Annotated in this window: 24 protein-coding genes; 7 read left to right on the top strand and 17 right to left on the bottom strand. The window is 68.2% G+C overall.

Features of this window, described 5'->3' with window-relative positions:
- Nucleotides 1-6 precede the first annotated feature (6 nt).
- The 5 genes from G020_RS0107930 to G020_RS0107910 form a co-directional block, all read right to left on the bottom strand.
- Nucleotides 7-885: an NAD(P)-dependent oxidoreductase gene (locus G020_RS0107930; protein WP_024329228.1), complete on the bottom strand. Its 879-nt coding sequence runs from the start codon at nt 883-885 to the stop codon at nt 7-9.
- 9 nt (nt 886-894) lie between these two features.
- Nucleotides 895-2,517 (bottom strand): BCCT family transporter, encoded by a 1,623-nt coding sequence (locus tag G020_RS0107925; RefSeq protein ID WP_024329227.1) that lies wholly within the window; start codon nt 2,515-2,517, stop codon nt 895-897.
- Between the two features lie 96 nt (nt 2,518-2,613).
- A complete protein-coding gene (rsmD, locus tag G020_RS0107920) occupies nt 2,614-3,264 on the bottom strand; it encodes a 16S rRNA (guanine(966)-N(2))-methyltransferase RsmD (protein ID WP_024329226.1) in 651 nt (216 codons plus the stop codon).
- Complete coding sequence (locus G020_RS0107915) at nt 3,248-4,489, bottom strand: pitrilysin family protein (protein ID WP_231363054.1); 1,242 nt, start codon at nt 4,487-4,489, stop codon at nt 3,248-3,250. The genes rsmD and G020_RS0107915 overlap by 17 nt, the downstream gene beginning before the upstream one ends.
- Before the next feature lie 53 nt (nt 4,490-4,542).
- The gene (locus G020_RS0107910; protein ID WP_029681240.1) at nt 4,543-5,940 is read right to left on the bottom strand and encodes a pitrilysin family protein; all 1,398 of its coding nucleotides are present in this window, start codon (nt 5,938-5,940) and stop codon (nt 4,543-4,545) included.
- 325 nt (nt 5,941-6,265) lie between these two features.
- On the opposite strand from G020_RS0107910, the gene ftsY reads away from it, so the two are divergent.
- The 4 genes from ftsY (at nt 6,266) to rpoH (ending at nt 9,879) form a co-directional block, all read left to right on the top strand.
- A complete protein-coding gene (ftsY, locus tag G020_RS0107905) occupies nt 6,266-7,270 on the top strand; it encodes a signal recognition particle-docking protein FtsY (protein WP_024329223.1) in 1,005 nt (334 codons plus the stop codon).
- Nucleotides 7,271-7,277: 7 nt separating this feature from the next.
- Nucleotides 7,278-7,955, top strand: a complete 678-nt coding sequence (ftsE, locus tag G020_RS0107900; RefSeq protein WP_019570142.1) for a cell division ATP-binding protein FtsE — start codon at nt 7,278-7,280, stop codon at nt 7,953-7,955.
- The gene (locus G020_RS0107895) at nt 7,952-8,881 is read left to right on the top strand and encodes an ABC transporter permease (protein ID WP_024329222.1); all 930 of its coding nucleotides are present in this window, start codon (nt 7,952-7,954) and stop codon (nt 8,879-8,881) included. Before ftsE ends, G020_RS0107895 begins: the two co-directional genes overlap by 4 nt.
- A gap of 128 nt (nt 8,882-9,009) precedes the next feature.
- Complete coding sequence (gene rpoH / locus G020_RS0107890; protein WP_024329221.1) at nt 9,010-9,879, top strand: RNA polymerase sigma factor RpoH; 870 nt, start codon at nt 9,010-9,012, stop codon at nt 9,877-9,879.
- Between the two features lie 271 nt (nt 9,880-10,150).
- Here rpoH and ccoS read toward each other — a convergent pair whose 3' ends face one another.
- The 10 genes from ccoS to G020_RS0107835 all read right to left on the bottom strand — a co-directional run bounded on the left by ccoS (nt 10,151) and on the right by G020_RS0107835 (nt 20,802).
- Nucleotides 10,151-10,426 (bottom strand): cbb3-type cytochrome oxidase assembly protein CcoS, encoded by a 276-nt coding sequence (gene ccoS / locus G020_RS0107880; RefSeq protein WP_018947078.1) that lies wholly within the window; start codon nt 10,424-10,426, stop codon nt 10,151-10,153.
- A gap of 53 nt (nt 10,427-10,479) precedes the next feature.
- Nucleotides 10,480-12,969, bottom strand: coding sequence for a heavy metal translocating P-type ATPase (locus G020_RS0107875; RefSeq protein ID WP_024329220.1), 2,490 nt, complete (start codon nt 12,967-12,969; stop codon nt 10,480-10,482).
- A 39-nt stretch (nt 12,970-13,008) separates the two neighbouring features.
- Complete coding sequence (locus tag G020_RS0107870) at nt 13,009-13,836, bottom strand: FixH family protein (protein ID WP_024329219.1); 828 nt, start codon at nt 13,834-13,836, stop codon at nt 13,009-13,011.
- A 90-nt stretch (nt 13,837-13,926) separates the two neighbouring features.
- The gene (ccoG, locus tag G020_RS0107865) at nt 13,927-15,333 is read right to left on the bottom strand and encodes a cytochrome c oxidase accessory protein CcoG (protein ID WP_018947081.1); all 1,407 of its coding nucleotides are present in this window, start codon (nt 15,331-15,333) and stop codon (nt 13,927-13,929) included.
- Nucleotides 15,334-15,479: 146 nt separating this feature from the next.
- A complete protein-coding gene (gene ccoP, locus G020_RS0107860; protein WP_024329218.1) occupies nt 15,480-16,412 on the bottom strand; it encodes a cytochrome-c oxidase, cbb3-type subunit III in 933 nt (310 codons plus the stop codon).
- Nucleotides 16,409-16,630 (bottom strand): cbb3-type cytochrome c oxidase subunit 3, encoded by a 222-nt coding sequence (locus tag G020_RS0107855; protein WP_019570135.1) that lies wholly within the window; start codon nt 16,628-16,630, stop codon nt 16,409-16,411. Before G020_RS0107855 ends, ccoP begins: the two co-directional genes overlap by 4 nt.
- 24 nt (nt 16,631-16,654) lie before the next feature.
- Nucleotides 16,655-17,389: a cytochrome-c oxidase, cbb3-type subunit II gene (gene ccoO / locus G020_RS0107850; RefSeq protein WP_018947084.1), complete on the bottom strand. Its 735-nt coding sequence runs from the start codon at nt 17,387-17,389 to the stop codon at nt 16,655-16,657.
- A gap of 19 nt (nt 17,390-17,408) precedes the next feature.
- Nucleotides 17,409-18,896, bottom strand: coding sequence for a cytochrome-c oxidase, cbb3-type subunit I (gene ccoN, locus G020_RS0107845; protein WP_024329217.1), 1,488 nt, complete (start codon nt 18,894-18,896; stop codon nt 17,409-17,411).
- Between the two features lie 269 nt (nt 18,897-19,165).
- Entirely contained in the window at nt 19,166-20,044 is an 879-nt protein-coding gene (gene bioC, locus G020_RS0107840) for a malonyl-ACP O-methyltransferase BioC (protein WP_024329216.1), read from the bottom strand.
- Entirely contained in the window at nt 20,041-20,802 is a 762-nt protein-coding gene (locus tag G020_RS0107835) for an alpha/beta fold hydrolase (RefSeq protein ID WP_018947087.1), read from the bottom strand. Before G020_RS0107835 ends, bioC begins: the two co-directional genes overlap by 4 nt.
- A 72-nt stretch (nt 20,803-20,874) precedes the next feature.
- Between G020_RS0107835 and plsY the strand changes: the two genes are divergently transcribed.
- Nucleotides 20,875-21,519 (top strand): glycerol-3-phosphate 1-O-acyltransferase PlsY, encoded by a 645-nt coding sequence (gene plsY / locus G020_RS0107830; RefSeq protein ID WP_024329215.1) that lies wholly within the window; start codon nt 20,875-20,877, stop codon nt 21,517-21,519.
- A gap of 18 nt (nt 21,520-21,537) precedes the next feature.
- Here plsY and tsaD read toward each other — a convergent pair whose 3' ends face one another.
- Nucleotides 21,538-22,557, bottom strand: coding sequence for a tRNA (adenosine(37)-N6)-threonylcarbamoyltransferase complex transferase subunit TsaD (gene tsaD / locus G020_RS0107825; RefSeq protein WP_024329214.1), 1,020 nt, complete (start codon nt 22,555-22,557; stop codon nt 21,538-21,540).
- Between the two features lie 61 nt (nt 22,558-22,618).
- Nucleotides 22,619-23,821 (bottom strand): class I SAM-dependent methyltransferase, encoded by a 1,203-nt coding sequence (locus G020_RS0107820; protein WP_024329213.1) that lies wholly within the window; start codon nt 23,819-23,821, stop codon nt 22,619-22,621.
- A 93-nt stretch (nt 23,822-23,914) separates the two neighbouring features.
- Here G020_RS0107820 and G020_RS0107815 point away from each other — a divergent pair, with 93 nt between their 5' ends.
- Complete coding sequence (locus G020_RS0107815) at nt 23,915-24,637, top strand: pteridine reductase (protein WP_043689059.1); 723 nt, start codon at nt 23,915-23,917, stop codon at nt 24,635-24,637.
- Between the two features lie 48 nt (nt 24,638-24,685).
- On the top strand, nt 24,686-24,955 hold the full coding sequence (locus G020_RS0107810) for an accessory factor UbiK family protein (RefSeq protein WP_018869073.1): 270 nt from the start codon (nt 24,686-24,688) through the stop codon (nt 24,953-24,955).
- Nucleotides 24,956-25,020 lie beyond the last annotated feature (65 nt).

Here is a 25,020-nt window from a genome sequence, read left to right as displayed (position 1 = left end):
CGCGGGTCAGCTGCGGTTGCCGGCCTCCGGCACGATGGACGAATAGATGGCCGAGTAGTCGGCATCGCCCAGCCCCCGATCGGCGGCCTGTTCGAGCAGATCCGCCAGCAATGGCAACCAGGGATCGGACAGCCCCGCGTCGGCGGCTGCCTGATGGGTCAGGCGCACGTCCTTCAGCAGGTGCTTGACCGGGAAGTTGGCGGTGCCGAAGTCCCCCGAGCACATCTTGTCCAGCTTCTTGTCGAAGGTGGGTGCGTAGAGGGCGCTTTCGCGCAGGATCTCCATGAAGGTGTCGACTTCCACACCCTCGCGCCGCACCAGCCCCAGACTCAGGGAGAATGCCGCCGTGAGGCTGGCGATCAGCTGATTGAAGGCCAGCTTCAGCGCCGCCCCCTGGCCGGTCGCACCCACGTGCCGGACGGTACTGCCCAGCGCTTCCAGCACCGGGGCGGCCCGCTCCACGTCCACGTCATGCTCGGCGCCGGCCATGATCAGCAGCCGGCCCTCCCGCGCCTCGGGGATGGACCCCAGCACCGGGGCCTCCACGTAGCAACCGCCCGCCGCGCGCACGCGCTCGCCCAGGACCCGGCTCTCGGCCGGCAGAATGGTGCCCATCTGGATGAAACAGCGCCCGTCGACCGTTCCCGGGGAAAGATCGGCGAGCACGGCCTCGATGGCCCGTGCATCACTGAGCATCAGAACCACCCAGTCCGCCCCCTGCACCGCCCCGTCGGGGGTCGAATACACGGTCGCGCCGGCGCGGACCAGATCCTCGGCCCGCGCCGGCGTACGGTTGTACGCCTGCAACGGGAACCCCGCCTCCATCAGCCGCAGGCCCATGGGGGTTCCCATCAGCCCGCAGCCCAGCAGTGCCACCTGTGACATCGATGCCTCCTAGCGGATCTTCTCGTCGAGGTCTTCGGTGTAGCCGAACAGGGTGTGCGGCGGCGGTGCCTCGCGCTGGTAGCGACTGGGCGTGACGGCCTCGGTCTGCTGCAGCGAGCGGTACAGCCCCACCATCATGATCAGCATCACGATGGAGAACGGCAGGCCGACACTGATCGCCACCGCCTGCAGCGCGCCCAGCCCCCCGGCCACCAGCAGCACCGAGGCCACGACCCCTTCGGCCACGGCCCAGTACACGCGCTGGGTCACGGTGGGATTGCGCACGTCACCCGAGGCCAGGGTGTCGATCACCAGCGAACCGGAGTCCGAGGAGGTGACGAAGAAGGTGACGATCAGCAGGGTTGCCGCGCTCATCACCGCGATCGCCATCCAGTCCAGCATCGGCAGGGCCTCGATGGTCAGAAACAGTGCGGTCTCCATCTGCTCCGAGACCTGCCCGGCCACGTCGGCCACGCCTTCGAGCTGGAAGCCCATGGCCGTGCCGCCGAACACCGACAGCCAGACGAACCCGGCCGCGGTCGGCGCCAGCAGCACGCCGGTCACGAATTCGCGGATGGTGCGCCCGCGCGAGACCCGCGCGATGAACATGCCGACGTACGGCGCCCAGGAGATCCACCAGCCCCAGTAGAAGATGGTCCAGGTCGTGGCCCAGCCGGAATCCTCGATGGTATCGGCCCACAGGCTCATCGCGGGCAGGTTCTGGACATAGACGCCGGTGGATTCGACCAGGGTCCGCAGGATGAACAGCGTGGGCCCGAGCACCAGCAGCAGCGCGATCAGCACCACGCTCAGGCCGATGTTGAAGTTTGACAGCCGCTTGATCCCGCGATCCACGCCCAGGGCCACGGAACCCACCGCGATCAGGGTGATGATCGCGACCAGCACGACCTGGTTCAGCGTGCTTTCCTCGATGCCGAAGACGAAGTTGAGGCCCGAGTTGATCTGCATGACGCCCAGGCCCAGCGAGGTCGCGACCCCGAACATCGTCCCGAACAGCGCAAGGATGTCGACCAGGTGTCCCCACGGGCCGTAGATGCGGTCGCCGATGAACGGGTACAGCGAGGAGCGGATCAGCAGCGGCAGATTGTGCCGGTAAGCGTAATACGCCAGCGACAGGCCCACGATGATGTAGATCGCCCAGGCGTGCAGCCCCCAGTGGAAGAAGGTGTAGCGCATCGCCTCCATCGCCGCCGCGCTGGATTCACCCTCGGCATGCGGCGGCGACATGTAGTGGTACATCGGCTCGGCGATGGAGAAGAACAGCAGCCCGATGCCCATGCCGGCGGAGAACAGCATCGCGAACCAGGACGCGTAACTGAAACGCGGCGCCTCGAACTGATCGCCCAGACGCACCCCGCCATAGCGGCTGAACATCAGGTACAGGGCAAAGATCAGGAAGACCGTCACCACCAGCATGTAGTACCAGCCGAGGTAACGGGAGATGCCGTCGCGCGTCTGCACGAACAGACCTTCGGCCGTCTCGGAAAACGCCGCTCCGAAAACCACGAAGGCCACGATGATGATGCTGGCGATGATGAAGACCGGACTGCAGATGACCCCGAAACCGCGGACGCGGGTCTGGGACAGACCGGGAGTGGATGATTCATCCATGGATGACTCCCCTTTTGCATGGGTAGCGTGGCGGCCGGGTCGTGGGACGCTGACGCCGGCCCCGCACGCGGATGGAAATGCCTTGAACGGATGATCCTACGGTAGCGAATGCCCCGGGGCACTGCAAAAAAGCGGCTCCGCCGGCTCCAGCAGCAGCCCGCGGGCCTGTCCGGCGGTGCGCTCGCGCAGGATGTGCCACTGCGCCCCCGTCACCTCCGCCGGGTCGCGATGGGCTTCCAGCTCGACATACACGCGCCCCCCGGGCGCCAGCCAGCCCCCGCCCGCCAGGGTGCGCAGTGCCGGGGCGAGCAGGTCGCGCTCGAACGGTGGGTCGAGGAACACCACGTGGAACGGGGCGGCGGCGTCCGGGCCCGCCTCCAGCAGACGCGCCGCATCGGCACAGCGCACCTCCACGCCGCTGGCGCCCAGCTCTTCGACGGCCTGCTGCAGCCGCGCGACGGCACGCCGGTCGCGCTCCACCAGCAGCACCGACTGCGCCCCGCGCGAGGCCGCCTCGAACCCCAGGGCCCCGGTACCGGCGTACAGGTCCAGCACCCGCGCACCGGGCAGATGCGGCTGTAGCCAGTTAAACAGGGTCTCGCGCAGGGCGTCGGCGGTAGGACGCAGGCCCTGCACGTCGGCCACCGACAGCCAGCGCCGCCGCCACGCGCCGCCGATGATGCGGACCCGGGACTCGTGGCCACGCCGCCCCGCGGCCCCCGCCCCGCGCCTACGGTTCTTCGCCACCGACGATCACCGTGACCAGGGCCTGCGGATCGACCCGTTCCCGTATGGCCCGCTGCACGTCGTCCAGCGTCACCGCTTCCATCCGTGCGGGGTAGTGCGTCAGATAGTCCGCGCCGAGATCGTAGAAACCGATCAGGGCCAGATGCGACACGATCCCCGAGCTGGAGGCCAGGCGCAGCGGGAAACCGTTGACCACGTTGGCGCGCGAGGCCTCCAGCTCGGCCGGCTCCACGCCCTCGGCATGCCAGCGCCGGATCTGCTCGTGCAGGGCTTCCACCGCCTCGGCGGTCTGCTCGGTGCCGGTCTGCATCGAGACGCTGAACGGTCCCTCCGCGGCGCGCGACCCGAACCCGCTGCTGACGGAATAGGCCAGTCCGCGCTCGCTGCGCAGCTCGCGGAACAGACGCGAGGTGAAGCCACCTCCGCCCAGGACGTGGTTGCCCAGGGTCAGCGGGTAATAGGCATCGTCACCACGCCGCAGGGCCGGTGCGCCGATGCGGATGTGCGCCTGCTCCGAGGGGAACGGGACATGCTCCGTCACCGCACCCTCCAGCGGCGGCACCGGCGGCAGCGGTTCGGCCGGTTCACCGGGCCGCAGGGCCTGCGAGACCCGCGCCGCCAGAGCTTCGGCCTGCCGGCGATCCACGCCGCCGGTGATCGCCAGCACGCCGTTGCGCGCCGTGTAATACCGCTCGAAGAAGCCGCGCGCGTCCTCGGGGCTCAGCGCCTCCAGGCTCTCGCGATCCCCCGCCGGCCAGTTGGCGTACGGATGATCGGCGTAAACCAGCTCGTGGAAACGCCGCGCGGCCACGCTGTCCGGCTCCTGACGCTCCCGCTGCAGTCCCAGCAGGGCCTGGCGCCGCGCCCGGTCGAAGTCGCCCTCGGGGAAGGCGGGTTCCGCGAGCACCGTGGTCAGGGTTTCCATCGCGGTGTCGAGCCAGTCCGTCTCGGTGAGACTGCGCAGCGAGACCACGGCCATGTCCCGCTGCGAGCTGGTACTGAAGCGGGCACCGACGGACTCGAAACGCTCGGCCAGCGCATCGGCATCCATCTCCGTCGTGCCGTGACGCAGGCTCCGGCTGGTCATGCGCGCCAGCCCCGGCAATTCGCCGTCCCTCGCCGCACCGGCATCAAAGGTCAGGCGCAGGTCCACCATCGGCAATTCCGGGGCCTCGACGAACAACACCTGCAGGCCCTCGTCGGTTTCCCAGCGATCGATCTCCATCGCCGCCGCAGGCGCCGCGCACAGCGCCGCCAGCACCACTCCTGTCCAGCGAATCACAGCTCACCTCCATATTCGGCGGCCGGTTCCTCCGACTCGCGCTCGTCCAGCGGCAGCGGATCCAGGATCCCCACCGTCAGGGTCTCCGGCACCAGGTATTCCTGCGCGACGCGGCGCACATCCTCCGCGGTGACCGCGCGCACCCGCTCGACGAACTCGCCCAGCTCGCGCCAGCCGAGGCCGACCGTCTCCAGCATCGCCAGCTGCGACGCCTGCGCATGCACCGAGTCGCGGCCGTAGACCTCGGACGCCACGACCCGCGCCTGCACGCGCTCCAGCTCATCTTCGCCCACCGGCTCCTCGCGCAGGCGCTCGATCTGTTCGCGCAGGGCTGCTTCCAGCGTCCCGGGATCGGTGTCCGCCGCCGGCACCCCGCCCAGCATGAACAGCCCGTCACGGCGGGTGAACGGGCTGTAGCTGGCCGCGGCGGAGCCGGCGATCTCGCGGCCGCGCTCCAGCTCGCGGGCCAGCCGCGAGGCCTCGCCGGAGGACAGCACTCCCTCCAGCACCAGCAGGGCATAGGCATCGTCCGGCTCTTCCAGCGAGTTCAGCGACGGCGCCTTCCAGCCCATCATCACGTAGGGCAGTTCGGCCGGCACCTGCACCGTGACGCGACGCTCGCCGGTCTGCGCCGGTTCGCTGCGCGCCGGGCGTTCCCCGCCCGGGCCGGCGGGGATGTCGCCGAAATGGCGTTCGGCGGCGGCCACCACCGCCTCCGCGTCGACGTCCCCGACCACCGCGGCCACCGCGTTATCCGGGGTGTACCAGGTGTCGTACCAGTCCTGCAGGGCCTCCACGCTGTACTCGTCGATGTCGCTCATCCAGCCGATCACCGGCTGGCCGTAGGGATCGGCATGAAAGGCCGCGGCCATGAACGCCTCGCGCAGACGCGCGTTGGGCCGGTCGTCCACGCGCTGGCGGCGTTCCTCGCGCACCACCTCGCGTTCGGGCAGGAATTCCTCCTCGGTCAGGCGCAGGTGCTGCATGCGCTCGGCCTCCATCTCCAGCAGGGTCTCCCAGTGGTCGCTGCCCAGCAGCTGGTGATAGCCGGTGTAGTCGCGCCCGACGAAGGCGTTCTCGCGACCACCCAGGCGCGACACGACGCGCGAGAATTCACCGGGCTCGAAGGCCTCGGAGCCGCGGAACATCATGTGTTCCAGCATGTGCGAGATGCCGGTGACCCCGCCGTATTCGTCGGCCGAGCCCACGCGGTACCAGATCTGGGTGGAAACCACCGGCGCCCGCCGATCCTCCAGCACCAGGACGGTCAGACCGTTGTCCAGACGGGTCTCGACAACATTGTCGGTGATGGAACCGGATGCCGCGGCGGGAGCCGCGAACAGGGCCGTCAGGCAAAACAGCAACGGGGCCAACCCCGGGACGCGAACACGCATGTTGTGAACCTGCCTCGTGCCAGGGAAACGCTGATCAATATGCACGTTCGCGTTGGCACCCCGGGTTTTCCGAGACAAGGCGCGTCGCGCAGCGGGTAGTGGTTCTACCCGCAAGCGGCGCAACGCAGGATCGGGGAACCCGGGGCGCCAACCCCGAAGGGGCTCGGCCGCTTTTGCGCGCGCACGGCGTTGCGGCTCCCTTGTGCAGAATGACTGCACGGCGGTCGCCGCGCCTTGTTCGCGCGCAAAAGCGACTCGAGCGCGAACGTGCATATTGATCAGCGTTTCCCTAAGATTATGCATCTCTCAACAGACCTCTCCCGGCATGTTCGGTTTCCGCAAAAAGAAAAAGTCCGAAGACTCCGCGAACGACGCCACGCCGGCCGCCGAGGAAAAACCGGCGCGCGGCGGGTGGTTCCAGCGCCTGCGCCAGGGCCTGTCCAAAACCGGCCAGGTGCTCAACGCCGATCTCGGCAGCCTGTTCCGCCGGCGCATCGACGACGAACTCTTCGAGGAGCTGGAAGAGCGCCTGCTGATGGCGGACGTCGGCCTGGAAGCCACGCAGAAGATCATGGACCGAATCACCGGCGAGGTGAAGCGGCGCGAGCTCGATAACGCCGAGGCGCTGATGGACGCGCTGGAAAACGCGATGATCGAGGTGCTGGAACCGGTCTCCGAACCGCTGACCCTGCCCGATGATCCGGGTCGGCCGTTCTCCATCCTGGTGGTGGGCATCAACGGCGCGGGCAAGACCACGACCATTGGCAAGCTGGCCCATCACTTCCGCGCCGACGACTTCTCCGTGATGCTGGCCGCCGGCGACACCTTCCGCGCCGCGGCGGTGGAACAGCTGCAGAAGTGGGGCGAACGCAACGAGGTGCCGGTGATCGCCCAGGGCACCGGCGCCGACTCCGCGTCGGTCGTCTACGACGGCCTGCAGGCCGCCACCTCGCGCGGTATCGACGTGATGATCGCCGACACCGCCGGGCGCCTGCACACCCAGACCAACCTCATGGACGAGGTGCGCAAGGTCAAGCGGGTGATGGGCCGGCTGGACGCGCAGGCCCCGGACGAGGTTCTGCTGGTGGTGGACGGCGGCACCGGGCAGAACGCCCTGAGCCAGGCGCAGCAGTTCCACGAGGCGCTGGGCCTGACCGGCATCGTCGTCACCAAGCTGGACGGCACTGCCAAGGGCGGGATGATCTTCGCCCTGGCGGAACAGCTGGGCGTGCCGGTACGTTTCATTGGCGTGGGCGAGAAGCCCGAGGACCTGCAGCCCTTCGACGCCCGCCGCTTCGTACGGGCCCTGCTCGGCCGGGACGACGACTGACCCGCCGATGATCTTTCTGCAGCGCGTCACCAAGCGGTTCGGCTCCCACTCCGAGGCCCTCAGTCAGGTCAGCCTGAAGATCGACCCCGGGGTGATGGCGTTCATCACCGGCCCGTCCGGGGCGGGCAAGAGTACCCTGCTGCGCCTGATTGCCGGGCTGGAACGTCCGACCCGTGGCCGCCTGCGGGTCAACGGGTTTGATCTCGATCAGCTCTCCGCGCGCGACATCCCGCAGTTTCGCCGCAGCATCGGACTGGTCTTCCAGGATCACCGCCTGCTGTATGACCGCCCGGTGTACGACAACATCGCCCTGCCGCTGGAGATCATGGGGTACCGGCGGCCCGAGATCCGCCGCCGGGTGCGCGCGGCGCTGGACAAGGTGGGCCTGCTGCAGCGCGAGGGGGCACGGCCGCAGACCCTTTCGGCCGGGGAACAGCAGCGGGTCGGGATCGCCCGCGCGATCGTCCATCGCCCGTCCCTGCTGCTGGCGGACGAGCCCACCGGCAACCTCGACCCGGCACTGTCACGCGAGATCCTGGCCCTGTTCGCCGATTTCAACCGGATCGGCATGACCGCGCTGGTGGCCTCGCACGACCAGGAGCTGGTGGAACGCATGCCGCATCCGGTGCTGCATCTGGAGGACGGGCGCATCGAGGCCCGCGCACGCCAGGAGGCCGGCGCATGAACCGCGCCCGGGCCCTGCGCGACCGCCTGGGCGCCTGGCGCGAGGCCCACGCGGACGCCGCCCGGCGCAGCCTCGCACGGCGGCTGCAGGCCCCGATCATGTCCCTGATCAGCATCGCGGTGCTGGGGTTCATCCTGGCGCTTCCCGCATTCCTGTGGGTCCTGCTGGACAATGCGCGGGCACTCTCCGCGCACGTCGACCATGAACCGCGCATCGCGGTCTATCTGGAAGCCGGCGAATCCGGCGCACTGCAGGAGCACGCGCGGGAGCTGGAGCGGCTCGCGGATGTCGGCCGCGTGACGGCCGTCCCGGCCGAACGCGCCCTCGAGGACTATCGCGCCGACCTGGCCGATCCGGCCCTGCTCGACTGGATGGACGGCAACCCCCTGCCGGACACCCTGGACGTGGTGCCGGAGCGCAGCGACCCCGAGACCGTCGTACGGCTGGAGGCGACCCTGGCCGAGCGCCTCCCCGACGCCACGCTGGTCAGTGATGACGAGTGGGTGCGCCAACTCAACGCTCTGTACCAGCTCGGTACGCGGGTCCTCACGATCGTCGCCGGCCTGCTGGGCCTGGGTGCCCTGCTGGTGCTGGCCCTGGCCAGCGCGTCCGAACTGCGCGAGCGGCGCGAGGAGATCACCATCGCGCGGATCAGTGGCGCAACCCACCGCTTCCTGCGCCGTCCGTCGCTCTATGGGGGCGTCTATGGCGGGCTGGGCGGGGGGCTGTTCGCCGTGCTCCTGCTCTACCTCGGCACCTGGCTGGCGCGCGAGCCGCTGGAGACGGCCGCCGGGGCCTTCGATATCGACTATGCCCTGCGTTTACCGGGCCCCGAGGTTGCGTTGGGCGTGGTCATGGCGGCGGTTATCCTCGGCTGGGCGGGCGCACGTCTGGGCAGCGGACACGCCCTGCGGGATGCCCCGTGATCCCCGTGACCGACCCCGGGTTGAAATCGGCGGTGCACACCCCATATTGCGGAACTCCCGGAGGGTTTAGCACTCGAATGGTTTGAGTGCTAAAGTTGAAGCTGTTACGAAGGGAGGGATGCAAATCCATGAGTCAGGCACTGATGCCCCATCGCGCGGACATGCCCGTTCCGGTGGGCGATCTCAATCATTACATGCAGGCGGTATCGCAGATCGAGGTACTGGACGCCGAGCAGGAGCGCGAGCTCGCGCTGGAGCTGCACGAGCGCAACAACCTCGAGGCCGCCCGCAGCCTGATTCTGCACAACCTGCGGTTCGTGGTGCATGTGGCCCGCGGCTACAGGGGCTACGGCCTGCCGCTGGGCGATCTGATCCAGGAAGGCAACGTGGGCCTGATGAAGGCGGTACGCCGGTTCGATCCGCACAAGGGCGTGCGCCTGGTGTCCTTCGCCGTTCACTGGATTCGTGCCGAGATCCACGAATACATCCTGCGCAACTGGCGGATTGTGAAGGTCGCGACCACCAAGGCGCAGCGCAAGCTGTTCTTCAACCTGCGCAGCGCCAAGCAGCGCCTGGGCTGGATGAACCGCGAGGAAGTCTCCGCGGTGGCCGAGGACCTCGGCGTCAGCGAGGCGGAAGTCTGGGAGATGGAAAACCGTCTGGCCAACCAGGACACCAGCTTCGATCCGCTTCCCGAAAACGATGACGACGAACGGACAGCCCTCGCACCGGCACAGCGCCTGAGCCTGGAGGACATGAGCGACGACCCCGCCCGGGTGGCCGAGGAGGCCGACTGGGACGCGCATTACAGTTCGCGTCTGGGCGAGACCCTGGAAGAGCTGGACGAGCGTTCGCGCGACATCCTGATGCGCCGCTACATGGGCGAAAAGAAGGCGACCCTCCACGAGCTGGCGGCGGAATACGGGGTCTCGGCCGAACGCATCCGGCAGATCGAGAATGCCGCGATCCGCAAGATCCGTACGGCCTTCGCTGACTGAGTCTCGGATCCGCGCCCTTTCGCAGGGGTTGTGATCGAAAAAGCCCCCGGCGATTCGCGTCGCCGGGGGCTTTTGCGTTAGCGGTCTTTCGGTAGCCCCTCAGCCGAAGAGGATCACCGAGAAAAAGCTGAACCAGGAGAAAATGATCAGCGCAGCCGTGAAGGTCAGCGGGAAATTCTCGAAGGTAAACCAGTTACGCATGACGGCACCTCAACATCCATTACGTTTTCGGGGGCAAGATTAAGCCGGTTCGGCGACGGGCGCAAGGGGGTCAGCCGTCGCGCGCGCCCGAACCGGCCTCCTCCGGGCGCCGGGAGGTCGGGGCCTGCCCGTCGTCCTCACGCCGCTCCTTCGCCGCCCCGCGCCCGCCGGACCCGCTGGCCGGAGGCTGCGTGGGAATTCTGGGGTCATCGTCGTCCATCAGGATACGGTGGGCCGGCCCCTCGAGGTCATCGTACTGTCCGGAGCGGATCGCCCACAGCAACAGCAGTCCGACCACCAGGGCGAACAGCATGGCCAGCGGAATGAGCAGGTACAGGATGTTCATGCCTCCAGTGTACGGAGGCAGCCGCGGGCGTCAAAACCCCGCGCGGGGAGCGCTCAGGTCGAGTCACGCGGGCGCGGCGGCCGCAGGCGCAGGGCGTTGCCCACCACCAGCAGCGAACTGAGCGACATCCCCAGCGCGGCCAGCCACGGAGTCAGGATGCCCGAGGCGGCCACGGGCAGGGCCACGACGTTGTAGCCGATGGCCCAGATGATGTTCTGCCGAATCACGTGCCGCGTCGCCCCGGCCCGCTCGAACACGCCCGGCAGGCGGTCGAGGCGATCCGACAGCAGCACCAGGTCCGCGCGGGTGCGCGCCAGGCTGCTGCCGCCACCCATGGCCAGGGATACGTCGGCCCCGGCCAGCACGGGGGCATCGTTGACCCCCTCGCCCGCCATCAGCACGCACTCGCCACGTGCCTGACGTTCGCGCACATGGGCCAGCTTGTCGTCCGGCGACAGGCCGCCGTGGGCTTCCGTGATCCCGAGCCGCTCGGCGAACCTCGCCGCCGCCTCGGGCCGGTCGCCGGTCAGCAGAATGACCCGCAGGCCACGCTCCTGCAGGGCCCGCACCGAGGCCGCGGCCTCGGCGCGCGGGGTGTCGGCAAGCCAGAAGGTCGCCACCACTCGCCCATCCACCGCCAGCCACACCGGTGAGGCCAGGGGGTCGGGCGTGGTGTTCGGACCGGTCGGCGGTGCGGCGGGCATCAGTGACGCTCCGCCGACGGCGACGTGATGCCCGTCGATCGTGCCGGTCAGGCCTTCGCCGGGGTGATTTTCGACCCCGGCCGCGACCGGCTGCCCGCCCGCCTCGGCGACCAGCGCGCGCGCCAGGGGGTGTTCGGAATGCCGCTCCAGGGCCGCGGCCCACGCCAGCGCGCGCTCGGGATCGAATGCCGGGTCATGGACCTCGGTCGCCACCCGCCGGGGCCGGCCGTCGGTGAGCGTGCCCGTCTTGTCCAGACACACGGTGGTGACGCGTGGCAGGACCTCCAGCGCAGAGCCCCGGGTCAGCAGAACGCCGTCGCGCGTCAGCGTCCCCGTGGTCGCGGTGAGCGCCACCGGCGTCGCCAGGGCGAGGGCACACGGGCAGGTCGCGACCAGCATGGCGACCATCACCCACAGGGCCCGGGCCGGGTCGATCAGGAAATACCAGACAAGCCCGGCCAGCAGCGTGAGCACCAGCACCGCGGCGACGAACCAGCCGGTACCCGCCTCGGCCATGCGCGCGACCCGGGGCTTTTCGGTCTGCGCGCGATCCAGCAGCCGCTGGATCGCCGCCAGGGTGGTCTCCGCTCCGACCCGGCGGACCTCCACCACCAGCGGGCTCTCGACGTTCACCGTGCCTCCGACCACGTCGGTACCGGCACTGGCCGGGCGCGGCTCGGGTTCCCCGGTCAGCAGGGCCCGGTTCACCGTCGACCGCCCGTCCACCACCACGCCATCCGCAGGCACGGATTCACCCGGGCGTACCTGCACCCGATCGCCGGGCTCGAGCTCCGCCACGGGCACCGACTCGGTTTCGCCATTGTCGGTGACCCGGCGTGCGATCGCCGGGACCAGACGGTCCATGCGATCCACCGCTTCGCTCGCATGCTGGCGCGCCATCAGCTCGAGGTAACGCGAGGTCAGCAGGAAAAAGACGAACATCACCACCGACTCGAAATAGACATGCTCGCCGGTGCCGGAGAACACCGCCCACACGCTGGCCAGGTAGGTCGCGATGATCGCGATGCTGACCGGTACGTCCATACCCAGTTGTCGGTGCCGCATATCCCGCCACGCGCTCTGATAGAACGGAATCGCGGAGTACAGCACCACCGGTGTGGCGAAGATCGCGGCCACCAGGCGCATGAAATCGATGATCGACTCGTGCTGCGGATCCCCCTCCCCCAGCCACAGGGCCACGGCGAGCATCATCACCTGCATCATGCCGAGGGCAGCAACCCCCAGGCGACGCAGGGCGAGCCCGCGCTCACGGGCCAGCGCCTGTTCGCGCGTGCCGGGGTCGTAGGGATGGGCGCGATAACCGATGTCCCGGATCGCACGCAGGATATCGGACAGCGCCAGACGCTCGGGGTCCCAGGTCACCCGGGCCCGATGCGTGGAGTAATTGACGCGGAATTCCTCGACGCCGTCCAGTGCCTGGACGTGGCGCTCGTTCAGCCAGACGCAGGCCGCACAGGTGATGCCCTCGAGGATCAACGATGCCTCGCGACGTTCACCGGAGGTGGCCTCGCGGGCCGTCACGAACTGGCGCTGAACCGCCGGGGCGTCAAACAGTTCGAGTTCGCGCAGCTCGTCGGGGACGATGCTGTCGCCCGATGCGGCCGGCGCCGCGGTGCGATGATGATAATACGACCCCAGGCCGCGCTCGATGATCGCGCCGGCAACGGCCTGGCAGCCGGGGCAGCAGGTGGGGCGACAGGCGCCCTCGAACTCCACCGGGTAGTCGGCACCAGGGGGTACCTCGAGACCGCAGTGAAAACAGTGCTCCTCCGGCACCGCATCCGACAGCGCCGGTTCGTTCACCGCATGCTGGCTCACGACAGGGTCAGACGCATGGCCTCATCGGGACCCGCGCCGTCAGCCCGAGTGACCGTGAACGCGCGTGTTCGCCTGCTGTTCGACCTGCGCCCCGTCGCGTTCGACGAAGAAGCGCAGATCCCAGCGCCCGGCCTCGGGAAGTGCCACGTCGACCTCGTAGAATCCGTCACCCCGTTCGCGCATGGCGAAGGGCTGATCCTTGCGATGGTCGGCGAGCCAGAGGAAGGTACCCGAGACCTCGGCCCCTTCCAGAGGCTGGCCCTCGGCGTCGCGGACCTCGACCCGCAGCGTCTCGGTCTCCCCCTTGCGGGGCTCTCCCAGCCAGCCCTGCCGGATCTCCCAGCCGCGCGAAGCCTGTTGCTCCAGTTCGCTCATGCGATGCACCGCCAGCGCCTGGTCGCGATCCTCGAAGCCGTCGACCAGCCCCGGAAACGCCGAGGTCACGCGCTCCACGGGGGCGTCCGGCTCGGGCAGCAGGGTACCGATGAAACGGTCCGGCATGCCATTGTGCGCGAGGGTAATCAGCACGGCCTGAACCGTTGCAATGATGGTGAAGAACCCGACGATCACCATCGGCGCCCAGTGCAGACGCCCCACGTGGGCCTTGCCGGCGGCCGCCTCGGCCTCCTTCTGGCTGAACACGATCCCGAGCCCGTAAGGCACGATCACGTACAGCGCCAGATGGATGGCGAAGACATCCGCCCCCTGCCAGGTAAGAATGGAAGCCGGGATGAACACGAACAGCATGACCGCCACCACGACGGCAGCCGCGTGATAGGCGCGCAGGCGCGTGAAGCGGTAGATCAGGAAGAACAGCAGCGCCAGGGCGGCACTGCCCAGGCCAAGGGTAATAACCAGGTTGCTCATGATGCCTTCAACGTCCACGGGGACGGGGTTGCGTCCGGTGTTTGCGAACCCCGGCACATCCGTTTGCCGGGGTAGAGGTCCGCCCTCCGGTCAGCGCGCGTAGCTGAACTGGGAGCCGATGGTGTAGGGGTCGATCCGACCCTGACGATCCGTAATCACGAAGTCGAACGGGATCCGGGATCCGGAGGCATCCGCCGGAACATCGTAGCGCACTCGCGCCAGCACCGTCAGGCGTTCGCCCGGCTCCAGGCGGATGTCCGACACCTGCCCCAGATCCAGCGTGGCACCGTCCAGGCCATCGATCCCCAGTTCAAAGTCGAGCACTTCCTGACTCGTATTGTTCAGGCGGATTTCGTAGGAGTTCTGGATCTGGCCGTCCGACATCTGTACGTAGAGGGGCTGGCGCACCTGATTCACGTTGGCATCCATCGGCGGACGATCCAGGATGCTCGCCACCAGGGCCCCCAGGATGACCAGCATCACCGCCCCGTAACCCACGGTCTTCAGCCGGATCGGGTGCGTCTTGCCACCTTCCAGCTCGCGTTCGGAGGTGTAGCGGATCAGGCCGCGGGGCCAGCCCTGCTTGTCCATGATCGTGTCGCAGGCATCCACGCACAGCGCGCAGTGGATGCACTGATACTGGAGTCCGTCCCGGATGTCGATCCCGGTGGGACACACCTGCACGCAATAGCCGCAATCAATGCAGTCGCCGACACCCGCCGCCTGGCGCTCCTCGCGCGTCTGGAACCCCTTGACCGGCTTCGCCCGCCCTGCCGAACCTTCGCCGCGGTTCTCGTCGTAGGACACAATCATGGTGTCCTTGTCGAACATCACGCTCTGGAACCGCGCGTACGGGCAGATAAAGGTGCAGACCTGTTCGCGTGCCAGCCCCGCTGCCGTGTAGGTGGTGGCCGTGAGGATGCCCGCCGTCACATAGGCTGCAAACACGGCCTCGCCGACGAAGAACTGCTGCACGATGGTGGGCGCGTCACCCCAGTAGAGGACGAACCCCAGTCCGGTGGCAAACGCAACCAGCAGCCACGAGGCGTGCGTCGCGGTGTATTTGAGGATCTTTTCGCCATTCCATGGCTGCTTCGACAGCCGGATCCGCGCGGGCCGCTCACCCTGGATCTTCCGCTCCAGGAACATGTACACGTCGGTCCACAGCGTCTGGAAACAGAAATAGCCGCAGAACACGCGACCGGCCAGACCGGTCACGAAGAAGAGCGTGACGGCAGCGAGCATCAGGAAGCCGGCGAGCCAGAAGATATCCTGTGGATACACCACGAGATCGAACAGGAAGAACTGGCGACCCGGGATATCGAAGAGGATGGCCTGATTCGGGCCGTACTCACGCTCCCAGCGGATCCACGGAAGCAGGAAATAGACGCTGTAGGCGACGAGCAGGATACCGGTCTTGAGGTTGCGGAACCGCCCTTTAACCGAACGCGGATGGATCGGGATACGGGCTTCGTACATCGGCTGCTGTTCCGCCATCAATGCCTCCCGGGGAACGGCCCCGGATCAGGGACGCCGCAGGTCCGGTGTCCCATGGGATTTGAATCATTAACAGCTAATACGGGTGCGAGGTCAAGAACCTCGCACCCGTGCGGTCGAATAGCGACGCGGAAGAAGCAGCGGGCTTACGGCTGCCCGCCACCGAGGGAGTGCACGTAGGCCGTCAGGATCTTGATCTCTTCATCCGACAGCCGATCCGCGAATGCCGGCATCTCGCGCTGGGCACCGTTGCGGATGAAACGCGCCACCTGACGCTGACGCTCGCCATCGTCGGCGGCACCGTGGACGTCCACCAGACCCCAGATGTCATTGGTCAGGTTGGGCGCACCCTGGGATTCGAGCCCCTCGCCGCCGGTACCGTGGCACTGGAAGCAGCCGCCGTCAGTGCCGGTGAAGATCCGCTCGCCCGCCTCGACCGCGGCCGGATCCATGTCGTAGCCGTTCATCGACAGGACGAAAGCGGAGACGTTATCCAGCTGCTGGTCCGAAAGGATGCCCCGATAACCGGGCATGTAGCCCAGGCGTCCCTGAACCAGGGTTTCTTCGATCTGCTCCACCGTGCCGCCCCACTTCCAGTGGTCGTTCCGCAGGTTGGGATACTGGCCGATCACGCCGGCACCGCCCACCTGATGGCAGGCCGCGCACCACGTGCCGAAGGAACCCTGGGCGTAGGCGTTCACGAAGCTCATCGCGTCCGCGTCCTGCAGGATTTCGGCATACTCCATGCCCGCAACCTGTTCCAGCATGTTGCGCTGGCGCACGGCGTATTCACCGGTCTGCATGTCCCGGTAGAACAGCGCACGGGTGTTCCAGTGCGTGGTGACCTCCTCGCCGTCCTGCTCGTAAGTCACCGAGGCCAGCCCCTTGGTAAAGGTGTCGCCGATGGGCCAGGCCGGGTAGAGGACCCAGTAGACCAGGGCGAACACGACCGTGGCGTAAAAGCCCCACAGCCACCAGCGCGGCAGCGGATTGTTGTATTCGGCGAGGTCCTGGTCCCAGACGTGACCGGTGGTTTCCACCTCACCCTGACCCGGTTTGCGATTGTCCTGTGTGCTCATTGCTCGTCACTCTCGGTTTTGTCACGCCGGGACGTCGTCGGCTCCCGATGTGAATCATCATCATCCAGAGGAATGTAGCGATACGTCTCGAATTTCCGTGCACGCCGGGGGCTGGCGAACAGGTAGATCACCACCCCGACGAACGTGCTCATGAACAGGATCAGGGCCAGGGTCTTGCTGTTGCCCATGTCCTGGATCCATTCCCACAAACTCAGCATGACGGAATCGAGCTCCCTGACGGCTTACCGGAATTCGGCAAAGTGGCCGTCATCGTATTCACTGAAATCGACCATGGTTCCCAGAACCTGCATGTAGGCAACGATGGCGTCCATTTCGGTAATGGTGGCGCTGTTGCCGTCAAAGTTCTCGGCCTGGGCCTGCTCGATCAGGTTTTCCTCTGCCCGGTTGATGTCGAACATGCGGGCGTGTTCTTCGCCGTACTTCTCGACGTTACGCTCGTACTCCTCTTCCGTAAGCGAGTACGGCACGCCCACACGCTTCAGGGCAATCATCCGGTCCTCGAGATCGGACATGTCCAGGGGCGTCTCCGCCAGCCACGGGTAACCCGGCATGATGGATTCCGGCACCAGCGACTGCGGGTCGATCAGGTGCTGGACCTGCCACTCGTTGGAGTACTTGCCGCCCACCCGGGCAAGGTCCGGACCGGTCCGCTTGGAACCCCACTGGAACGGGTAGTCGTACTGCGACTCGGCCGCCAGCGAGTAATTGCCGTAACGCAGCATCTCGTCACGGAAGGGCCGCACCATCTGCGAATGGCAGGCGTAGCAGCCTTCCCGGATGTAGATGTCACGTCCCCGCTGTTCCAGCGGGGTATAGGGCCGGACGCCATCCACCTCTTCGACGGTATCGTCGATGTAGAACAGCGGGACGATCTCGACCAGGCCGCCGACACTAATGACGGCCAGAGTCAGAACGATCAGGAGTCCGGCGTTAGTCTCTACGCTTTCGTGCTTCATGATTCCTCTTCTCCCCTGATCAGGCCGTGCGGGCTTCGGCTTCGATGGCTTCCTGACGGGCACGGGCTTCCGCCTTGATGCCCGAGCGGACCGTCATGAAGATGTTGAACGCCATGATCACCATGCCCAGGAGGAACAGACCGCCGCCGATGGCACGCACCACGTACGGCTGATGCAGGAACACCACGGACTCGGTGAAGGTATAGGCCAGGTTCCCGTACTGGTCGAAGGCGCGCAGCATCAGGCCCTGACCGATACCGGCCACCCACATCGCGGTGATGTAGAGCACGATGCCGACAGTGGCGAGGAAGAAGTGCACGTACACCAGCTTCAGGCTGAAGAGGTTCACGTTCCACAGGCGCGGGATCAGGTGATAGAGCGAACCGAAGCTGATCATCGCCACCCACCCCAGGGCACCGGAGTGCACGTGGCCCACCGTCCAGTCGGTGTAGTGGGACAGCGCATTCACGCTCTTCAGCGACATCATCGGACCTTCGAAGGTCGACATGCCGTAGAACGCCAGTGCGGTGATCAGGAACAGCATGATCGGGTCGGTGCGCAGTTTGTCCCAGGCGCCCGACAGGGTCATGATCCCGTTGATCATGCCGCCCCAGGACGGCAGCAGCAGCAGGATGGAGAAGGTCGCCGCCAAGGTGGAGACCCAGTCCGGCAGGGCGGTCCAGTGCAGGTGGTGCGCACCCACCCACATGTACAGGAAGATCAGCGCCCAGAAGTGGATGATCGACAGCTTGTACGAGTAGATCGGGCGACCGGCCTGCTTCGGCACGAAGTAGTACATCATCCCGAGGAAGGCCGCGGTCAGGAAGAAGCCCACCGCGTTATGGCCGTACCACCACTGGCGCATCGCGTCCTGCACACCGGAGAACATCGGGTAGGACTGCGGGTTGAACAGGCCCACCGGCACTTCGATGTTGTTGAAGATGTGCAGCAGCGCGGTCGCAAGGATGAACGACATGAAGAACCAGTTCGCCACGTAGATGTGCGGCTGGTTGCGGCGCAGCAGCGTCATGGTGAAGACCAGGAAGTACACCACCCAGGTCACCAGGATGATCAGGTCGATCTGCCAGTTGAACTCGGCGTATTCGCGACCCTGCGTGATCCCGGCCATGTAACTGATCACACCCAGGATGAGTGCGAGGTTCCAGCCATAGAACGTGAAGCTGGCCAGGGAGTCGTTCCACAGTCGCGCGTGACAGGTGCGCTGGACGACGTAATAGGACGTGGCGAACAGGGCGTTACCCCCGAAGCCGAAGATCACCGACGTGGTGTGCACCGGGCGGAAGCGCCCGAAGGTGATCTGCGCGATGTCGAAGTTCAGGAACGGCCACGCGAGCTGCGAGGCAATCCAGACCCCGGCGGCCATGCCGAACACGCCCCAGAGGACGGCGGCAACCGCGAACTTCTTGACGATCGCGTAATTGTACTGCTCGGTTGAAGCGACTGACGCTGCGGGTGCGGCACCCGCGGTAGTGGCTGCTTGTGACATGACTTTTCCACCTTGCTGCGGGGAACACGAAGGTCCCGATGGATCGGGGGCTCAGAACTCTACCCCATTACCGGTCGACAAAAAAAACCAAGACCACCCCCTGCAGTCGGACATTCGTTCGAGAGCAGGGGAACTTTCTGGCCGCTGAAGGATACACCGGCGGATACCCCTGACGCGAGAGTGCACCGAGTGATTCCACTCGGTGTTGAGGCAAATCACGCACCCGCGATTTTGTCGCGGGATTTTCGAGGGAGTGCGAGGGGCGGACGTCAGGAGATCGGCCGGATCGGGATGGTGCGGCCGTCCGGCGCACGCGGCGGGGGCGCGTCCGGCACCCAGGCGTGCCCGTACACCACCTCCCAGGTAGCCGGCAGACGGCCTTCCACGCCGAATCGCTCGGCGTAGGCTTCGGCCACGGCCACCAGGCGCCGCGGCCCCATCAGCCCGCGGCCGCGCCCCGACAGGGCATTGCGGACACCCACGCCTCGCAGATCCCGCACCAGGCGGGTCAGATCGGGGTAGGTCAGCGTCAGGCTTTCCTGGTCCATCACCGGGTCGGCGAACCCTGCGCGTACCAGGGCATCGCCGATGTCATGCATATCGATGAAGGCATTCACGTGGGCGGCCGCGCCGCCGTCCACCGCGGCGAACGCCTCGCGCAGCTCGCTCAGGGTGGCCGGGCCGAAGGTGGTGAACATCCACAGGCCACCGGGCGCCAGGATCCGGCGGACCTCGGCAAACGCGCGATCCAGACTGCTGCACCACTGCAGTGCGGCGCTGGAGATCGCCAGATCCTGCGAGGCGTCGGCCAGCGGCAGGGCCTCCATGTCGGCACACAGCACCCGCGGGCGCCGCAGCCAGCGCCCGCGCCGGCGGGCTCGCTGCAGCATGGCCGGCGCGAAGTCGACCCCGGTCAGGCGGGCGCTGCGGTAACGGCGGGCCAGGTCGTCGAACGATTCGCCGATCCCGCAGCCCAGATCGATCACGCGCTCCGGCTGCATGCGGATCAGGTCCAGGCGTTCGAGCAGGCGCCCCTGAACCTCGCGCTGCACTGCCGCGTGCGTTTCGTAGTCGGCAGCGGCGCGGGCGAAGCCTTCACGCACCCGTGCCTTGTCGAGTTCGAATCCGGAAGGGTCGATGTCGCTCATGCGGGGATCTCCGCCAGCGTTGCATGGATGAATTCGGCGACCGTATCGGGCGCCGCCAGCGGCAGGGCGTGCGGACCGGGCACCCGCCGGATGCGCGCCCCGGGCACCCGGGTCGCCAGATGCCGTTCCAGACCCGGCGGGATCAGCGCGTCGTCTTCGGCCAGCAGCGCGGCCAGCGGCGACCCGGCGCCCAGATCGCCACGCCGGTCCGCGTCACGCAGCGCGGCGAGCCCCGCCGCCAGGGCCTCGGGTCGCGCCGCCGCCGCTTCCAGCCCGCCGCGCAGGGAACGCGCGAGCGCGGCGGGCTCCTGCGCGCCCCGCGCGCACAGCGCAGCAAACTGGCGGCGCAGGCGCCCGGTGTCGCTGCCGAGCAGGCGGGCAAAGCCCTCCAGCTCGCGGGGATCCATTGCCTCCGGCCAGTCCGCCGCGCACACGAAGCGCGGACTCCCCGCCACCAGGATGCGTCCCCGCGCGTCTGCGCCCCGGATGGCCAGCGCGGGCAGTGCGCCCAGCGACCAGCCGGCCCACACGGGACTCTCGAGATCGTCGGGCAACCCCGCCACCAGCTGCGCGGCGACGGCATCCGGATCGGCCAGCTCGTCACCACCGCCGGCGGCGCCATGGCCGGGCAGGTCCGGGGCATGGATCCTCCCCGCGTACCCCCGCGCCCGCAGCGCACGGATCACGGGCTCCCAGACAGCGCCCGAGAATCCCCAGCCATGCAGCAGAACCAGCGCGGGGGCGCTGCCGTCGCTCACGAGCGCCCCCTGCCCCGGCCACGCCCCGTTGCGTATGATGGGCCCGCATTCGCCAACCGGAACCGCTCCACCATGCTCAGCGCCATTGCCATCGTCCTCGCCTATCTGCTCGGGTCCGTATCCAGCGCGATCCTGGTCAGCCATGCGCTGCGGCTGCCCGACCCGCGCACCAGCGGCTCGCGCAACCCCGGGGCCACCAACGTGCTGCGTACCGGCGGACGCACGGCGGCCCTGATCACCCTGCTGGGCGACGTGGCCAAAGGCTGGCTGCCGGTCTTCATCGTCCTGCAGTGGACGGACCTGCCGGGCTGGGCCGCGGGTGCCGTCGGCCTGGCGGCCTTCCTCGGCCACGTCCTGCCAGTGTACTACCGCTTTCAGGGCGGCAAGGGTGTCGCCACCGCGCTGGGCGTCCTGCTGGCGCTGAACCCGCTGGTCGCCCTGCTGAGCGCGCTGACCTGGCTGGCGGTCGCGGCGATCTGGCGCTATTCCTCGCTGGCGGCGCTGGTGGCCGCCGGCGCGGCGCCGCTGTACCTGGCCTTCGCCCCGGGCGAGCCGGATTTCTGGATCGTCACGCTGGTCGCGGTGATGGCCCTGATCCTGTTCATCCGCCATGACGAAAACATCCGGCGGCTGATGCGCGGCGAGGAATCCCGCATCGGCGAGAAGAAAAAGCCCGCCTCCGGGGGAGACGACGCCGGAGGAGACGGCTCCGCGTAGCGCGGCTGCGGCACGGCTTCAGCCGGTCAGCTCCGCCAGCGGCCAGCGCGCCCGGGCATGGATGACCGGGCTGCCGGCGTCGTCCGCCGCCTCGGCGGCGCGCCCGGTCTGCAACCGGCGCAGGCCGGCCAGCGCGATCATCGCCCCGTTGTCGGTGCAGAATTCCGCCCGCGGAAAATGCACCGGCACGCCGCTCTCGCGCGCCATCCGTTCCAGACCCGCGCGCAGGGTCGCGTTCGCGGCCACCCCGCCGGCCACCACCAGCGCCGGGGCACGGCTCTGCTTCAGCGCACGCCGGGTCTTCTCCACCAGGGTCTCGCTGACCGCCTCCTCGAACGCCCGCGCGACGTCGGCCGGGGCATGTCCGCCCTTGCGCACGGCCGTCAGCACTGCGGTCTTCAGCCCGGAGAAGCTCATGTCCAGACCGGGCCGGTCAAGCATCGGCCGCGGCAGGCGCAGCGCATCCGCCTGTCCGTCGGCCGCCAGCCGCGCCAGCGCCGGCCCGCCCGGATAGCCCAGGCCCAGGAGTTTGGCGGTCTTGTCGAAGGCCTCGCCGGCGGCATCGTCGATGCTCTCGCCCAGCAGCTCGTAATCGCCCAGTGCACGGGCATGGATCAGCTGGGTGTGCCCGCCGGACACCAGCAGCACCAGAAACGGGAAATCGAACTCGCCCTCCAGCATCGGCGCCAGCAGATGCCCCTCGAGGTGATGCACCGGCAGGGCCGGGACTCCCCAGCCCCAGGCGAGCGAACGCGCCACTGCGGCACCGGTGAGCAGCGCGCCCAGCAGCCCCGGCCCGCCGGTGTAGGCGATGGCATCCAGCTCTTCCCCGCGCATGCCCGCCTCGTCGAGCACCGCGCGCACCAGCGGCAGCAGGCGCCGGACATGGTCGCGCGAGGCCAGCTCGGGCACCACGCCGCCGTAGACCGCGTGCAGATCGGTCTGGCTGTAGAGCCGGTGCGCGAGCAGACCGTCGCGCTCGCTGATCAGCGCCACGCCGGTCTCGTCGCAGGAAGTTTCGATGCCGAGTACGTTCATCCGGGAATGATGCCCCGCGGCGCCCCGGCGGGAAAGTGCCCGCACCGCCCCCGTGTCTCCATCACAGGCGCCCCCGGCGGTCGGGAAGGCCGGCCCGCGGCAGCGACGGACAGTCGCGGGTCAGGGCCATCACCTGAAAGCGCTCGCCCATCTCCCCCGGCAGCGTCAGCATGCGCACCGCCTGCGCCGCACGCAGGGTGGTCTCGGCGTCACTGGCGTCGCCCACCCGCGCATCGAAGCGCGCGGGAAGGCCGGCCGCCAGCAGGAACTCGCCCTGTGCGGCGTACACCGCGACCTCCAGCCCGGCGGCATCCGCGGCCTCCGCGACCGCGGTAAAATCCACGCTGGCGGTCAGATCCATCAGCCCCGGCTGCGCCAGTGGATCCAGCACCATCTGCTGACGGTGGTAGCCCACCAGCGTCCCCTGATGCCGCTCCGGGGCGTAGAAGGCGTCGCGCGGGAAGCCGTAGTCGACGATCACCACCGCGCCGCGCTCCAGATGCTCCGCCGCGGCCGCGACCCAGGCGTTCTGGGCCGGACGCCACTCCGAGGTGTAACCCTCGGGCCACGGCCCGCAGCGCGCGTGCAGCTCGTACACTGCGCTGCGCAGCGGCTCCGGCGCCGGGCGTTCGGCCAGCACCAGGCCGCCCTCGTCCGCGGACACGCCCATCTGCCCCACCGCCCCGTCACGCCAGCGGAACAGCTCCACCGGCAGGGCATCCAGCACCTCGTTGGCCAGCACCACGCCGCGCCAGGGCTCGCCCGGCAGGGCATCCAGCCAGATCACCCGCGCGAAGTCTTCCGCCGGCAGCACCGCCTGCAGATACTCGCGCTGGCGCTCGCGCAGATCCGGACTGACCTCCAGGATCCAGTAGCCCGCCCACGGCACGCCCGCCTCGCGCAGGGTCGCCAGCACGTCGCCTGCCAGCCGCCCGGTGCCACCACCGAACTCGAGGATCACCCCCTCACCGTCCAGGTCCTGCTGCAGCACGGGCGCCAGCCATGCCGCCAGGGTCTCGCCGAACAACGGCGAGATCTCCGGCGCGGTCACGAAATCCCCGCCCGCACCCAGCTTGTGCGCCCCGTTCACGTAATATCCCAGACCCGGCGCATAAAGCGCCCGGTCCATATATTCGACGAAGGGCAGGAACCCTTCGGCCTCGCGGATGCTCTGTTGCAGGGAGTCCACCAGGCGGGCGGAAAGGGCCGCACCCGGATCCCCGGAGTCGCTGCTGGATCCTGTGCTAGATTCTGCCGGCGGCATTGGTCATTCGTTCCATGCAGGGAGTTGGCAGTGGCAGAGAGTGCCCCAGGCAAGGATTCACCGAAACCCCCGGAGGACGGCGGCGAACGCCGCGTGGTCCTGATCACCGGCGGCGCGCGGCGCATCGGCGCGGCCATCGCGCGCGAACTGCACGCCGCCGGACTGGACGTCATCGTGCACTGTCGGCGCTCGCGCGCCGATGCCGAAGCGCTGACCGACGAACTGAACGCCCGGCGTCCCGACAGTGCCCGGCCGCTGCAGGCCGACCTGCTCGACCCGCAGGCCCCGGAAGCCCTGGCCCGGGAAGCGCATGCCTGGCGCGGCCGGCTGGACTTTCTGGTCAACAACGCCTCCACCTTCTACCCCACGCCGGTGGGCGAGATCACCATGGCGCAATGGGACGACCTGATGGGCTCCAACGTGCGCGCCCCGCTGTTCCTGACCCAGGCCTGCACCCCCGCCCTGCGGGCGAGCGGCGGCGCGGTGGTGAACATCGTCGACATCCACGCCCTGCGACCGCTGAGCGGCTATCCGGTGTATTCGGCGGCCAAGGCCGGGCTGCATGCCCTGACCCAGTCGCTGGCACGCGAGCTGGGTCCGGAGGTGCGGGTCAACGGCGTGGCACCGGGGGCCATCCTCACTCCCGAAGACCCGGCCAACGTCGCCCCCCACGAGGCGATGGTGGAGCGCACGGCCCTCAAGCGGCCCGGCGACCCGGCGGATATCGCCCGCACCGTGCGCTTCCTGCTGCTGGAGTCCCCCTACATTACCGGCCAGGTGATCCCGGTGGATGGCGGCCGCTCGGCCTCGCAATGACACCGGAACGCGTTAGACTGGTAGAACCGAAACCCGGAGACCGCAGGCATGCTTGACCCGAAACATTTCGATGACCTCGCCCGACGCATCACCGAAAGCCTGCCGGAGTCGGTGCGCAGCGTGCAGGAAGACGTCCACCGCCAGGTACGCAGCTCGCTGCAGGCCGGGCTGGAGCGCATGGATGTGGTAACCCGCGAGGACTTCGACGTCCAGGTCGCCCTGCTGGAGCGCACCCGCGAACGCCTCGCGGAACTGGAGGCCCGGGTGGAAGCCCTCGAGCAGGCCGCCCGGCCGCAGGACACCGATTCCGACAACTGATCGCCGCTTGTGGCGCCGCCCGCGGCCGCGCCATCACCAACCAGTTGCCGCCGGGCCCGGAACGC

It is taken from the genome of Thioalkalivibrio sp. ALR17-21 (genome assembly GCF_000420185.1).
GTDB lineage: Bacteria > Pseudomonadota > Gammaproteobacteria > Ectothiorhodospirales > Ectothiorhodospiraceae > Thioalkalivibrio > Thioalkalivibrio halophilus.
Note: the sequence above shows the minus strand (reverse complement) of the source record. Positions and strands in the feature narration are given on the sequence as shown.

What these genes read in the sequence shown, in the direction of transcription:
- ccoS (WP_018947078.1), bottom strand. Translation starts at nt 10,426, where the DNA reads ATGAACATCCTGTACCTGCTCATTCCGCTGGCCATGCTGTTCGCCCTG.
- ftsE (WP_019570142.1), top strand. Translation starts at nt 7,278, where the DNA reads ATGATCTTTCTGCAGCGCGTCACCAAGCGGTTCGGCTCCCACTCCGAG.
- plsY (WP_024329215.1), top strand. Translation starts at nt 20,875, where the DNA reads ATGCTCAGCGCCATTGCCATCGTCCTCGCCTATCTGCTCGGGTCCGTA.
- G020_RS0107820 (WP_024329213.1), bottom strand. Translation starts at nt 23,821, where the DNA reads ATGCCGCCGGCAGAATCTAGCACAGGATCCAGCAGCGACTCCGGGGAT.
- G020_RS0107910 (WP_029681240.1), bottom strand. Translation starts at nt 5,940, where the DNA reads ATGCGTGTTCGCGTCCCGGGGTTGGCCCCGTTGCTGTTTTGCCTGACG.
- ccoP (WP_024329218.1), bottom strand. Translation starts at nt 16,412, where the DNA reads ATGAGCACACAGGACAATCGCAAACCGGGTCAGGGTGAGGTGGAAACC.
- ccoN (WP_024329217.1), bottom strand. Translation starts at nt 18,896, where the DNA reads ATGTCACAAGCAGCCACTACCGCGGGTGCCGCACCCGCAGCGTCAGTC.
- ccoO (WP_018947084.1), bottom strand. Translation starts at nt 17,389, where the DNA reads ATGAAGCACGAAAGCGTAGAGACTAACGCCGGACTCCTGATCGTTCTG.
- rpoH (WP_024329221.1), top strand. Translation starts at nt 9,010, where the DNA reads ATGAGTCAGGCACTGATGCCCCATCGCGCGGACATGCCCGTTCCGGTG.
- ftsY (WP_024329223.1), top strand. Translation starts at nt 6,266, where the DNA reads ATGTTCGGTTTCCGCAAAAAGAAAAAGTCCGAAGACTCCGCGAACGAC.
- bioC (WP_024329216.1), bottom strand. Translation starts at nt 20,044, where the DNA reads ATGAGCGACATCGACCCTTCCGGATTCGAACTCGACAAGGCACGGGTG.
- G020_RS0107925 (WP_024329227.1), bottom strand. Translation starts at nt 2,517, where the DNA reads ATGGATGAATCATCCACTCCCGGTCTGTCCCAGACCCGCGTCCGCGGT.
- G020_RS0107915 (WP_231363054.1), bottom strand. Translation starts at nt 4,489, where the DNA reads ATGGAGATCGATCGCTGGGAAACCGACGAGGGCCTGCAGGTGTTGTTC.
- G020_RS0107870 (WP_024329219.1), bottom strand. Translation starts at nt 13,836, where the DNA reads ATGAGCAACCTGGTTATTACCCTTGGCCTGGGCAGTGCCGCCCTGGCG.
- G020_RS0107930 (WP_024329228.1), bottom strand. Translation starts at nt 885, where the DNA reads ATGTCACAGGTGGCACTGCTGGGCTGCGGGCTGATGGGAACCCCCATG.
- G020_RS0107855 (WP_019570135.1), bottom strand. Translation starts at nt 16,630, where the DNA reads ATGCTGAGTTTGTGGGAATGGATCCAGGACATGGGCAACAGCAAGACC.
- tsaD (WP_024329214.1), bottom strand. Translation starts at nt 22,557, where the DNA reads ATGAACGTACTCGGCATCGAAACTTCCTGCGACGAGACCGGCGTGGCG.
- ccoG (WP_018947081.1), bottom strand. Translation starts at nt 15,333, where the DNA reads ATGGCGGAACAGCAGCCGATGTACGAAGCCCGTATCCCGATCCATCCG.
- G020_RS0107895 (WP_024329222.1), top strand. Translation starts at nt 7,952, where the DNA reads ATGAACCGCGCCCGGGCCCTGCGCGACCGCCTGGGCGCCTGGCGCGAG.
- G020_RS0107810 (WP_018869073.1), top strand. Translation starts at nt 24,686, where the DNA reads ATGCTTGACCCGAAACATTTCGATGACCTCGCCCGACGCATCACCGAA.